At 46.2% G+C, this 13,155-nt stretch carries 11 protein-coding genes; 3 read left to right on the plus strand and 8 right to left on the minus strand.

What is annotated here, in order from left to right; translation table 11 throughout:
• The first annotated feature begins 172 nt into the window (after positions 1–172).
• Positions 173–1,456 carry an MFS transporter gene (locus FQV28_RS13260; protein ID WP_146496973.1) on the plus strand — a complete coding sequence of 428 codons (1,284 nt, stop codon included), beginning with the start codon at positions 173–175 and terminating at the stop codon, positions 1,454–1,456.
• A gap of 51 nt (positions 1,457–1,507) precedes the next feature.
• On the opposite strand, the gene FQV28_RS13265 is transcribed toward FQV28_RS13260, so the two are convergent.
• From FQV28_RS13265 to FQV28_RS13280, 4 genes are all read right to left on the minus strand, one after another.
• Entirely contained in the window at positions 1,508–2,479 is a 972-nt protein-coding gene (locus tag FQV28_RS13265; RefSeq protein ID WP_146496974.1) for a proline dehydrogenase family protein, read from the minus strand.
• Between the two features lie 310 nt (positions 2,480–2,789).
• On the minus strand, positions 2,790–3,338 hold the full coding sequence (locus tag FQV28_RS13270) for an NADPH-dependent FMN reductase (RefSeq protein ID WP_146496975.1): 549 nt from the start codon (positions 3,336–3,338) through the stop codon (positions 2,790–2,792).
• 189 nt (positions 3,339–3,527) lie between these two features.
• Complete coding sequence (locus FQV28_RS13275) at positions 3,528–4,142, minus strand: PH domain-containing protein (protein ID WP_146496976.1); 615 nt, start codon at positions 4,140–4,142, stop codon at positions 3,528–3,530.
• A 112-nt stretch (positions 4,143–4,254) separates the two neighbouring features.
• Complete coding sequence (locus tag FQV28_RS13280) at positions 4,255–4,755, minus strand: TspO/MBR family protein (protein WP_146496977.1); 501 nt, start codon at positions 4,753–4,755, stop codon at positions 4,255–4,257.
• A 143-nt stretch (positions 4,756–4,898) separates the two neighbouring features.
• Between FQV28_RS13280 and FQV28_RS13285 the strand changes: the two genes are divergently transcribed.
• On the plus strand, positions 4,899–5,363 hold the full coding sequence (locus FQV28_RS13285) for a GNAT family N-acetyltransferase (RefSeq protein WP_146496978.1): 465 nt from the start codon (positions 4,899–4,901) through the stop codon (positions 5,361–5,363).
• 38 nt (positions 5,364–5,401) lie between these two features.
• Here FQV28_RS13285 and FQV28_RS13290 read toward each other — a convergent pair whose 3' ends face one another.
• From FQV28_RS13290 to FQV28_RS13300, 3 genes are all read right to left on the minus strand, one after another.
• Positions 5,402–8,245, minus strand: coding sequence for a YhgE/Pip domain-containing protein (locus FQV28_RS13290; protein ID WP_146496979.1), 2,844 nt, complete (start codon positions 8,243–8,245; stop codon positions 5,402–5,404).
• A complete protein-coding gene (locus tag FQV28_RS13295) occupies positions 8,242–8,748 on the minus strand; it encodes an RrF2 family transcriptional regulator (RefSeq protein ID WP_146496980.1) in 507 nt (168 codons plus the stop codon). Before FQV28_RS13295 ends, FQV28_RS13290 begins: the two co-directional genes overlap by 4 nt.
• Before the next feature lie 148 nt (positions 8,749–8,896).
• Entirely contained in the window at positions 8,897–10,177 is a 1,281-nt protein-coding gene (locus FQV28_RS13300) for a DUF4139 domain-containing protein (protein WP_146496981.1), read from the minus strand.
• Between the two features lie 175 nt (positions 10,178–10,352).
• On the opposite strand from FQV28_RS13300, the gene FQV28_RS13305 reads away from it, so the two are divergent.
• Positions 10,353–11,792, plus strand: coding sequence for a M20 family metallopeptidase (locus FQV28_RS13305; RefSeq protein WP_146496982.1), 1,440 nt, complete (start codon positions 10,353–10,355; stop codon positions 11,790–11,792).
• A gap of 54 nt (positions 11,793–11,846) precedes the next feature.
• Here the strand turns inward: FQV28_RS13305 and FQV28_RS13310 are convergent, their stop codons facing one another.
• Positions 11,847–13,151, minus strand: a complete 1,305-nt coding sequence (locus FQV28_RS13310) for a M20 family metallo-hydrolase (protein WP_146496983.1) — start codon at positions 13,149–13,151, stop codon at positions 11,847–11,849.
• Positions 13,152–13,155 lie beyond the last annotated feature (4 nt).

Here is a 13,155-nt window from a genome sequence, read left to right on the forward strand (position 1 = left end):
CTTTTACCTCTACTTTATCATTTCCCAACGCTCCCGTTAGAATTTTCTGAAGGCAACGCCATACTTTAGTGTGCCCACCCGCAAAATATGTTTGATTTAATTCCATGCAGCCTTTATATTTAGAGAGTCGAAATAAATTGGAATAAATACACAATGAAACGAGTGGGATATTATGGCAGACTGGCTTCGTGACTGGAAGATGAAAATCTTGTCCTTCAATCGCAACATTAAATTATTCATGCTGGCCAATGTGCTCATCCAAATCGGGATGGGTGTATTTATGGTCATGTACAATTTATACATAAAAGAATTAGGCATGCCTGAAACGGTGAATGGGCAAGTGATTTCAATGACCGCTCTGGCATCGGCAATCATACTGATTCCAGCCGGTTTTTTGAGTGATAGATTTGGACGCAAATGGATTATTATCGGCGGAGCCATTTTGACCGCCGCTACTCTTTTTTACCGAAGTTTTGCCATCGCGGAAACACCACTCATTTACGCAGCTTTTTTTACAGGGCTTTTCATGGCATTTGTTCAAGTATCCAGCGTGCCTTTCTTGGCCGAAAATTCGAAGTCAGCAGAACGCGTACACTTATTCAGCATCTATTTCGCTTTAATGACTGTTGCAAACGTCATCGGCAGTTTGCTTGGCGGCGTCGTTTCAGATGTGTTCCAAACCTTCCTTTCCATGGCTGCAGTCGAAGCGATTCGGTGGTCGCTGCTTTTTGGCGCCGCGCTTTTTGCCACGGGGCTTATTCCCCTATTCCGCTTGAATTACAGCCTGCCTGCCGCTGAGAAAAAAGTGGAAGCCCCTATTAAAATCGATCCTGCAGACATGGATTTAAAGAAAAACTTGATTGTCATCTTTCATTTTTCCTTTGCCAGCTTGTTGATAGGCATCGGTTCCGGCTTGGTGGTTCCCTATTTGAATTTGTACTTCTCCAACCGGTTTGATGCTTCAAATGCTTATATCGGGTTAATTTTGTCGCTCGGTTCTGCAATGACGGCAGTGGCTATGTTGATCGGTCCGATGCTGGTGCGCAAAGTCGGAAAAGTTAAGGCGCTGATCTTTTTTCAACTGCTGTCTATTCCGTTCTTGCTGCTAACCGCCTTTACGACATCTCTCCTGCTCGCTTCCGTCGGGTTCCTATTCCGGCAGGCATTGATGAATGCGGCCAATCCCATTCAAAGTGCCGTCGCCATGGAATTGGTCCACGATAAATACAAAGGACTGTCCAATTCCATCAACCAGATGGTCTTTAACATCGGCTGGGCCACAATGGGGCCGGTTGCCGCCGGCCTTGTTATTGCGTTCGGATCTTTCTGGGGCTATGCTTATGCCTTTACCATTACAGCCGGCCTTTACATCGTTTCATCAACGTATTACTACTTCATCTTCGGCAAAAGAAAATTGGCAGAGGAGCAGGCCACGCCTGCAGAAAGCGTCCGCTAAAAGCTGAATGAAAAAGGCTGCCGAGAAACTCTCGGCAGCCTTTTAAAATATTTATTTTTTCTTTGCTGTTAGACGGCCAAGCGCATAAGCGCCTGCAAACAGGCCAATTGCTGTATTCGTGCGTTTGTTGAACACTTGTTTAACGACAAGGTTCAAGTTTTGCGGACGTTCTGCCAACCGGCGCATAAAATAGCCATACCAGTCGTCGCCAAACGGTACATATGTGCAGAAGTTATAGCCTTTTTTCGCCAAATCCACTTGCATGTCTTTGCGGAAGCCATACAGCATTTGGAATTCGAATTTATCGCGTGAAATGCCATGCTCTTCCACAAAATCAATAACGTGGTTGATGATGTGGTGGTCATGAGTGGCAATAGATGTAAATTTTCCATTCATCAAATGGTATTCGATCAATTTAACGAAGTTTGCATCAATTTCCTCACGTGTTTGGTAAGCATATTCAACAGGCTCTTTATAGGCGCCTTTTACAATGCGCAAACGCAAATCTTTATGTTTTTCAATATCTTCTTGTGCCCGGTAAAAATAAGCTTGGATTACAGTTCCGACGTTGCTGTACTCTTCCAAAAGGGTTTCCAGCAAATCGTATGAAGGCTGGAGATGGCCATAGTCTTCCATATCGAGGTTGATGTGCATATCGTATTTGCTTGCGGCAGCTACAATTTCCTTCAAGTTCTCGTAACAGAAATCATAATCGATGTCTAAACCGATTTGTGTAGGTTTTAATGAAATATGGGCGTCTACACCATTTGCGTGGATCGCCTCAATCACTTCTAGAATGCTGTCTTTCGCTTTCAAAGCTTCTTCTCTTTCGAAAACGAATTCACCCAGGTTATCAACTGTACAGCTGATGCCCAACGCATTCAATTCCTGTATGCTTTTGATTGTCTCTTCAACATTCGTTCCCGCCACAACATTTTGGGCTCCAAGCTTCAAGCCGTATTTTTTCGCTGCAGCTGTCAACATTTGATTTGTAGACAATCCAATAAAGATCTCTTTTAACATATTCTTCCCTCCTGATACAATTGACCAAAAAGCTGCTCGCAAGAAATAGACGCTAAACCTCAGCTTATCTCTTTTGATACACGCAAGCTTAATTGTAGCCGTTTCCACAGAAAATAGCACTGCTTTTATTTTCCTAAATGAAAAAAATAATGGCTGTTTTTTGCCGGCTTGACGGCGTTTATAAGAAAAAAACCTTATGCCGCAAGGCCTTTCGCTTTTCACCTAAATGCAATATATCACAAATATTTTTCTAACTTTTTTGCCGCATAAAATGCCGCACTAACCAAAAGGTTAATGCGGCATTTTAGCGTCAAGCCATTCTGTTGTAAAAAGACACGAAATTCTCGACCACTTGATCTAAAAATCCTCTTGTACCCGAATCGACCATTTCGTTTTGGTCGTTCAATTTTTGATGGACCGATCCGATGTATACTTCGTTATTCGGAAGCAGCCAGGGTGAAAGTGAAGGATTGGATAATATTTCCCTTAAATGGATTTGTGCGCGTACACTGCCTAGCACGCCCATAGAGGACCCGACGATAAAAGCCGGCTTCTCCCGCAGCACAAATCCACCGCGCGATAACCAATCAATCGCATTTTTCAAAGATCCCGGTATTGAAAAATTATATTCTGCTACTGCAAACAAAACTGCGTCGGCTTGTTTGATCTTATTTCTAAACTCGAGCACTTCTTGCGGTGCATCTTCTTCTGTATCAGGGTTGTACATCGGGATGTCGTTGATCGAGATAGGCTCAATATCCATTTGGTCTGCATAGCGGGTTTTCATGTATTCCACTAACTTCAAGTTGTTTGAGTCTTTTCTTACGCTTCCAATAATAGCTGCCACTTTAATCGCCATTTTGTCCTCTCCTTCAGCCGGCTTAGCTGCCGCTTAAAATGTTGTTATCGTATTGATACCCGAACTGAAAAAATAATAACTTTTTATTGGCGGCGAAAGGGATAGTTTGTGTTCGTCCTCTGGCATTCCTGAAAATCAAAAAACTGCCATGGACTGACGCCCATAGCAGTTTTTTCAGGATTGTTCGAATTAGTTATTGATGTATTTTTCGAAAACAGCTCCGAAGTCTTTGACATGGTACTGGTTCCGTACTGAAGTCAGCCATGTGAAGCCAAAGTCCGTCAGCTTTGAATATTGGACATCAAGGTCAACATTTGATGGGCGGGAATTTTGCAGGACTGTCACCGCCTTGTCCAAACTTTGCCCTGCCATGTCGATAAGAATCGTGTTTTCATAAGTCATTTCGGCGATGCGCAACAAGGTTTTGTACAAATCTTTCAATTTCTCGATTTGGTCTTTTTGCACATCAATTTTAAACGCAGCAGATCCCAAACGGAATCCGATTTCCACGTCCAAGTCGATTTTCCCGGCCGTTTCAAGCACCACTTCTGAAATAGCGTGCTGAGAATATGGATAGCGCCGCAGCGTTCGTTTTGAAGACATGGCACTTTCTCCGTCGACATGGATCAGCGCCAAATTTGTGAAGCAGTACTCGTCGGCACGGGTTTTGATCAAAAAGTAAATTTTCTCATCATCTTCATGCATAACATAATCGTCAGCATCGGTCTTGTCATAATCCTGCGGATCAATAATCCTTCCTACATCCGATAATCCTAAAGCGTCTGAAGCCATCTTTTTGAACATATGTATGCAACTCCTTCTTTGCCCGGAAAAGATTTTCCTTCTATAACCAGTTTAACAAAGAATCAAAATAGCTACATCTAAAAATAAAAAAGGGGATAAGCCCCCTTTCAACTTACTGTGCATTCAGTTTAACAATGGAATAGTTCAATCCGAGCGCGAAAGCCACCCAGCCGATGTATGGAACCATAAGCGCTCCAGCGGCTTTGTCGTATTTGCTGAATCTATACGCTGTAAAAGTTATTGCCGCAAGCAAGAAGGCCATTTCCACTAAAGCGGTGCCGCGCAGTCCCCATTTAAAAAACAGGAAGGACCATAAGAAGTTCAAGCCCAGTTGTACATCGTACGGCAAATTTATTTTGGCGCGCTTGTTTTGAAGCTTCGCTTTTTCATCCGCCCGGTATTTTGCTATCCCCATCATTGCATATAGCGTGGTCCAGACAGTCGGAAACACCCACGGGGGCGGAGAAAACGATGGTTTCTTCAGTTTGTCATACTTTTCCTGCGAGTCGCGGTTAGCAAACGCCCCGACAATCGATCCACCGACAACGGGAACCAACACATCAATAGCCAATTTTTTCACATTGACTTGTCCATTCACTTTCACTAGCTCCACTTTTCCCACTCCTCTTTTCGCTTTGATTTTTGTATTACTCTATCCTCTCTCGCAAATAATAAACATGATGCGTTTTTAAAGTTGGCAGGAATTTATTCCAGCATATCGAACCTTTACTGTATCAACTTGAAAGAGGTGTTGGAATGGACATTCGTTTAGAGCCCGTGACACGGGAAAATTGGGAGCAGGCTTTAACGCTGCAAGTGAAAGAAACCCAACGCAGCTTTACTCCTTCTGTTGCAGTATCGCTCGCGAAAATTGCCATCAAACCGGACGGCGATAATGTTACTTACTTGCCCTTTGCCATCTATGATAAAGATAACTTAGTTGGATTTATCATGCATGCTTATGAAAAAGGGACAGACACTATGTATTGGATAAATGGCTTTTTAATTGATGAAAAGCTGCAAGGCAAAGGCTATGGGAAAGCTGCTTTGGCTGAGATGATGCGCTGGATAACAAGGCGGTTCATTGAATGCCGGGAAATCCGGCTGACCGTCCACAAAGACAATACCGCTGCCCGGGCTCTATATATGCACTTCGGCTTCCTTCCGACCGGCGAAGTTTTCGGTGAACACGAGGAAGTAATGGCCTTTTCGGTCAAATAAAAAAGGGCTGCGTAAAATCCACGCACCCCTTTTTTATATTAAATTGCTTCAGTAGTCTTCCATTGCTTGCGGGTCCTAACACTCAGCACAACCCATAACAAGAAGTTAAAGGCCACAACAAAGCCGGCTAATACCAACGCACTTGTTACAAACGTTTCGGTGCCATAGGCCGAAGACATTGCCTCACGGAAACCAAGCAGCGCATAACTCATCGGTACTAGATCATGCATCGTTTGGAAGAATGAGTTTGTCAATTCAACCGGGAAAGTCCCTCCGCTTGCTCCCAATTGCACTACAAGAATAATCATGGCTAAAAAGCGGCCAGGATTTCCCAGCGTTATGCCAAGGAACATAATTAAAAACATATAAGCGAGAGATGTCACGATGGAAATGCCGATAAATTCCCCAATATGCAAAACTTGCAGCTTAAAGCCCAACAACATAATGGCATCAACAATCAGGGCCGATGCAGTCGCTTGAACCGCACCGAGCGAGAACTTGCTGAGCCACCAAGCGGTGCCTGATGTCGGGCGTCCTGCCGGCACATTGATCGGAAAGACCAAATTAAAGGATAAAGCGCCGACATACAAGCCAAGCGATAAAATATACGGAGCGAGTGCATGCCCGTAATTTGGCACTTCGCTGAGTTTATGCTCGGTGGCTTTTGCTGGCGCAGCAATCATTTCAATATTGGCATCTGTCAACTGTGGCTCACTGATTTCTTCGGCTCCGCCTTCCAGGCTGCCAGCTAATTTATCGGAGCCTTTCAGCAACTGGCCGATCCCGCTGCCAATTTCTTCAGAGCCGCTCTCAATTGCATTTGCCCCTTTTCCGATTGCGCCAGCACCGTTCGCCAGTTCCCCAGCACCGCCTGTAAGTGAAGGCAGCCCGCCGACGAGCTGGTTGGTGCCTTCTTTCAATTCATTCACACCTGCATTCAAGCCGGCTGAATTTTCAGCAAGCTCATTGGAACCTTCTTGCAGCTGGCTTGCGCCTTCCGCCACTTTGCTGACACCAGCCGTATAAGCAGCTGTTCCTTCCTGTAACTGTTGTGAGCCTTCCTGCAGTTCACTGGCTCCCCGAACTAATCCGGTAGAACCCGAAGCTAGAGCAGATACGCCGTCATTCAGCGACGAACTGCCTTCTGCCAGCCGGTTTACCGCAGCTGCAAGTTGTGGAATTTTTTCAGCTGTTTTTGCTGTACCTGCCAGCAATTCATCGCTGCCTTGCGAAGCTTCTGCAATGCCGCTATTCAAAGCTGCAGCTCCCGGAATCAATTGGTCCCCGAGCGCACCGTGGATGGACGCATAGCCGTTTAATGCCTCGCTCGCCGCTGGAGCGACTTGAGCAACTGCGCTATTTAAACCGGCAATTTGTTCCGGCAAAGCGCCAAGTGATTGAAACGCCGGTATGATTGAATCACTCAAATCAGCAGAGATTGCAGATAAGCTGGCGGATAGGGTTTCAAAGGCTGCTTGTTGTGCCGCCTTTTGTTCTGCATCACTTCGGCTTACCGCTGCTGATAGTTCAGCTTGTTGTTCTGCCGTTAATGCGGCATAGGCCGGTGCAGCTTCTAAAGCAGCAACTGCATTTGAAGCCCCGTCGTCATTTTCCAACTTTTCCAAAGCTTGTTGCGCCGCTGCTATATTTTCCTGCAATCCGGAAACGCCGACAGCCCCTCCGGCTGAAACTGAATTATTCAACTGGCTCATGCTTTCTTTGATTCCAGCAAGACCTTGCTGCAAACTTATTATTTGCCCATTAGCAGGCAGCTTGCCATCTAATGCGGCAAGCCCCTCTTTGAGTGTCTGGCTTCCTGTTTCCAATTCAGCTAGCCCTGCATTCAATGTTTGCTGTCCTGTAACCAATTGCCCGATGCCAGAAGCTGGATCTGCAAGTTGGCTGGTTTGGGAAGCTAGCTCGTGCAAGCCGTCATTCAGCTGGCTGCTGCCGGTTTGGGCTTTCGATAGCCCGCTATCCAACTGTTGCGCGCCCGGCAAAAGCGATCCGATGCCGTTTGCCAAATCAGCAGATCCTTGGATAAGCGCAGAGCCGCCATCACTTAATTTGAATGCTCCTTCAGCAAGCCCGTTGATGCCTGTTTGCAAACTGCCGACACCTTCCGTATAAGCCAGAACTCCTTTGCCAAGCTGTTCCGCTCCGCTATCCAAGTGAAGGACACCGTCTGCAAATTGGCGGACGCCTATTTCTAATTGATCGGCACCTTCTTGGAAATTCAAGGTTCCTGCAGCCAACTCTGTTAAGCTGGCAGTCAGCTTGGCGTTTCCTTCAGCCAAATCAGCCGAGCCCTCCTCTAGCTGCCCTGCGCCATCCGCAGCATCTTCCATGCCGCTGCCTATCGCTTCAATTTGTGCAAATACCGCTTTAACGTATTCTTGCGTAACATTTTCCGCTATTTCTTCCCGGATGCTCGCCGTCGCCTGCTTGCTGACAGCTTCGGCAAAAAAACTGCGCCCGGGATTGGTCTCAAACTGCAAGTTCATAGGCTTCGGCTGTATTCCTGTAGCAGTAGAAGCATTGAACGAGAAATCCTCCGGTATCGTCAATACCATAAAATAGTGGCCGTCTTCCATCCCGCGTTCCGCTTCTTTCGCATTGGTAAAATGCCATTCCAAGTCTTCATTATCTTTTAAATTATCAACTAGTTCCTGGCCGATAGAAAGCGTATGCCCTTCATATTCGGCTGGTTCATCTTCATTGACGACAGCTACTGGCAGCAGTTCTGTTTTGCCGTATGGATCCCATGATGATCCCAGAAAAAAGCCGCCATAAATTATAGGTATGAACATCATAACGATCATCGTTCCAAGCAGGAGTGGTTTAGCGAGCAGTTGTTTCCATTCCTGTTTCAACATTTTCATTTTTTCTCATCCCGTTCTCTATTTAATACATCGCTCAAGGTTTCTCTATTCCAGTCCAACCTTGGCAAGTTTGTTGTCCCTAATCCTTCTTCAAGCAAATCGGCGGCTGTCACTTTTGAAAAATAATCCACCATCAACTGGTCCGCCTGCTGAAATACTTTGCGCAATACATCTTGTCCGCGTTCAGCATATTGTCCATCATGAAACGCACGGCTAATCAGGCCTGTGTCCGGATACATCGCAATCGGCCCTTCCATCGCCTCAATGACATCGAGCATTGTCACTTCTGCCACCGGTTTTCCCAGCGATACGCCCCCGTTATTGCCTGGGACCGATAAAATGATTTTTCCTACTACAAGCTTCCTAGTTATTTTTTTCAAGTAAGACGGTGAAACGCCTAACCGCCTGCTGATTTCGTCTGACGCTAAGGGGGCTTCGCTTTCCTGCGTCGCCAGCAAGACAATAATGCAGATTGCCTGTTCTACGCCTTTAGTCAATTGCATAACTTCTTCACCTCATTCTTTATCGACTTAACTTATCCATTATGGACTTTTTATATCCACAAATAGTAAACCACTTTTTCCTGTCAATTACAACTATTGCCACTAAAACGTCATAAAAAAGACAGATAGCCGGTATCTGTCTTTTTTGCTACTCCCTATCCACACGGTACGTAAACTCTACCGGCACTTCTTTCTTCCCAGCCGCACGCACAACGAACATTATATGGCCCGTATTTTTGATTTCATAATCGTGCGACGATGACTCCATCTCCCAAACCGGTTCATTCATGAAATGGTTAATATGGATACGGGCATTCTCCTCTTTTCTATTCGTCAAGGCATAGCTATGAGTAACATACTCCACGCCTTCTTTTTTCCATCGCTTTTTCTCATTGCTTTTACACGTAATATCAAACGCTTCCCCAATTCGGATTGATCCGACTTCTTCCACGGCTAAAGGAGCGATTGCATCTTCTCCGATAAATTCCAGTTCTTTGTCGGCGTCCAGCTCGTATAGTTTTACCGTGCCTTTTAGTAACGGCATACCAAGCCCATTGGTTTTCTTATTGGCAAATTCCAGCTTTACACGTGCCTGTTCGCTCCATTTATCCACTTCATAGACGGTTCGAAACGATGCTACATGTGCTTCCAAGAACGGGATCTGTTTTGTCTGTCCATCCAGAAGCGTAACGGATCTTTCTAACTTATAAGCGGGCTGGTCTCTAAAATCGTATTCTTCAACTTGCGGATGTTTGGCTGAGTTTTCATACATTCTCGGTTCAAGAGAAAAATCATTGGCCCTTGTCTGCCGATAAACTTCTCTAGCCATCAATTTTACAGCCGCGTCGCTGAAATCGGTTCCTGTATCATTGCGGATTTCCATCCATCCTGTCAATTGGAGTGCTGTTCCTTCAATTTCCATTATATAGTTTACCCGCCATTCAATGCCTTGCGTTATATACGAGACTTTAATGTGTTCATCCGTTTTGCCAGGAACTACTTTCCAAAAAAGCACCGGTTTAGCGGACAGGCTTTTTGGTATCGATGGCACTATAAGTTCTCCTTCGGGGTCAATGATCACTTCTTTCGTATCTTGCCGCTCTCCGATCAGGCCATCTACACTGCTTATCAAGATGATCTGTATGTCTTTTCCGGTATCGTGGTTGCGCACCGTCACTTCACGGCCAATGTAGTTTTCGAGCAGCTTGGTTTTGCTTATCGAGTTATGGATATAATCTTGTTCAAGCATATTTAAACCCTTTACCAAAACCGAATCGACTGCAATCCCTTTTGCTATATCTTTAAAATAAATCTCGCTGATTTCATCTTTGGTTGCGATTTGGCGCACTTCTTTAACCATGCCAAAGCCACTTTGATAAATGGTTAAACTGAGAGATACTCGTTCTTCGCTTGTCGATTGGTATTTCATCTTGCCGCCCCTTTCTTTAAACAACCAGCTGTGAAAAAACAGTATAGATATTTTATATATTATGGTCATCTTATCATTTTCTGTTAAGAACTAAATATGTTTTCAGATTATTTAGAGCAATTCATTTAATTTCCTGTACAATAAAGTTAATACTTTTTAAAGGAGTGACTAACAAATGGCAAGCACCAAGTCTTTTGTAACAGATTATATGGAAAAATACAGAGCTCATTTCGAAGAAATCAGCGCCTACGTATGGAACCATCCTGAAACTCGCTTTCAAGAACACGAATCGGCTGCCTTTTTGGCAAACGCGCTGGAAGCGGAAGGTTTTGAGGTTGACCGAAATGTAGCTGGCATCGAAACCGCTTTTATCGGCACCTTTGGAGAAGGAGCACCGTACATCGGCTTTTTAGGAGAATTTGATGCCTTGTCCGGCCTTAGCCAGCAAGCAAATGTGGCTGAACAGATACCGATTGTCGAAGGGGGAATTGGCCATGGATGCGGCCATAATTTGCTCGGCACCGGCGCTCTTTCATCTGCTTTCGCAGTAAAAGCTTATATGGAAGAACACAACTTGCCTGGGACGGTCCAGTTTTTCGGCTGTCCCGGCGAAGAAGGCGGTTCAGGCAAAACCTTTATGGCAAGAGAAGGCGTATTTGACCACCTTGACATCGCGCTGTCTTGGCATCCGTCGCCAGTAAACAGCATTATGCACCTTAGCACGCTCGCCAATTACCAAGTGTATTTCCGGTTCAAAGGCATCACCTCCCATGCCGCAAATTCCCCGCACCTCGGGCGAAGCGCATTGGATGCCGTTGAACTGATGAATGTCGGCGTCAATTATTTGCGCGAGCACGTGCCCGCTGATGCACGCATGCATTACGCCGTCACCAATACAGGAGGCTATTCGCCGAACGTTGTCCAAGCAGACGCCGAAGTCCTTTACTTGATCCGGGCGCCAAAAGTTGAGCAAGTGGATGAAATTTATAAACGGGTCTGTAAAGTGGCAGAAGGTGCCGCACTCATGACCGAAACCCAACTTACCATAAAATTTGATAAAGCCTGTTCAAACTATGAGCCGAACCGGGCATTGGAAAAAATACTCCACCAATATCTTGTGGAAACCGGCGCAGGGTCCGCAAGCGAGGAAGATCAGCAGTTTGCAAAAGCCATTTGGGAATCCTTGAATGAAGGGGAACAAAAAAGTGCTGTTGAAGTGCTGAAAGGCTTCGGGTATACGGGGGATGGGTCTGAATTCGAGGGCAAGTATTTATACGACGATGTATCAGAATACATTCCTTCTGATGAAGTGCTGTCTGGATCGACCGATGTTTCAGATGTCAGCTGGCTTGTACCGACTGCACAATGCACAACAGCAACGGCTGCACTTGGAACGCCTCTTCACACATGGCAAATGGTAACCCAAGGCATCACGCCTTTTGCCCATTCCGGAATGCTGCGCGCCGGTACGGCAATGGCGCTGACGGCAATCCACCTGCTCGAGAACACGGACGAACTAAAAGCGATCAAAGAAGAACATGAAAGGAAACGGGAGAAAAACCCGTACGTCTGCCCGATTCCAGCAGACGTGAAACCTTCTGCTATTAAAAGCTAAAAAAGAAGCCCGCCAAAAGAACCGAGTTCTCTTGGCGGGCTTCTTATCTTTCATTTATTCTTTTGCAAGAGAGGCGGCAATTCGGGATAGCACGTCAACCCCTGTCGGCAATACCTCTTCGTCATAGTCGAACCGTTCGTTATGATGTCCCGCAGCAAGTGGCGTTCCTACGATAATGTAGGTAGCGAGGCCGCCTTTTTCTTTTACGCGCTCCATAAAATAAGTGGCGTCTTCAGAACCGGCCGCATCGGTGCTTAAATTGGTAACCTTCTCGACAAACGGCGATTGCGCTGCCGCTTCTGCTACAATTTCAACCAGTTCCGGGCTTGGCATACAACTCCGCGCTTCACCGACAATGTCCACTTCCACTTCCGTGTCATACATCGCTGCGGCTCCGTTTAAGACATTCAATGCCTGCTCGCGGATATAATCGTTGATTTCCGAAGTTTCGCCCCGTGTTTCAATTTTCAAAAGAGCCTGTGAGGGAATAATGTTACGCCCGCTTCCAGCTTGAAGCACCCCGACATTCACCCGGGAAGCGCCATCTGCATGGCGCGGAATCCCGTACAATCCGAGCACCGCAGTAGAGGCGGCCATCAAGGCATTTTTCCCTTCGTGGGGCCGGCCTCCGGCGTGGGATGCTTTTCCTTTGAACACAACATCCATTTTCGTCGTGGCTAAAAACCCGGCATTGCCCGCGATGATTTCGCCTGCAGGAACCCCAGTGCCTAGATGGGTCGCGATAAAATAATCCACGTCATCAACGACGCCCGCTTCTGACATTGACTTGGCTCCGCGAGTCCCTTCTTCAGCCGGCTGGAAAATCAATTTAAAGGTTCCTTTAAACTCTTCTTTTTGCTGCATAAGAAGAGATGCCAGCCCAAGGCCTATAGCAGTGTGACCATCATGGCCGCACGCATGCATCATATTGGCATTGACCGAGGCAAACCCTTCCGCAAACGGAATATGGCCTTCGCTCAATTCTTCTTGGATATCAAGCGCATCCATATCCACCCGAAACGCTACGACCGGACCCGGTTTGCCGGTATCAAGAATGCCGACAACCCCCGTCATTCCTCCAGTCAACTTCTGCAGCCAATTTTCATTGGCTCCGTTCTCTTTTGCCCACTGTTCATGTTGTTTCAACACGCTTTCATCCGGAACGCCCATGCGCGCTTCCGCCTTCATCACTTCACTGCCTGCTTTTACTTCATAGCCCAGCTTCTCCAAATGCGCGGCCACAATAGAGGCAGTCCGCATTTCCAAGAAACCTGATTCTGCATATTTGTGGAAATCGCGCCTCCATGTCTGGAGCTGCGGACGCAATTCCTCCACTGCTTGCTTTATATCTGTAACCATTCGC

Origin of the sequence: Planomicrobium sp. CPCC 101079 (assembly GCF_007859275.1) — a bacterium.
Classification (GTDB): Bacteria; Bacillota; Bacilli; order Bacillales_A; family Planococcaceae; genus Planococcus.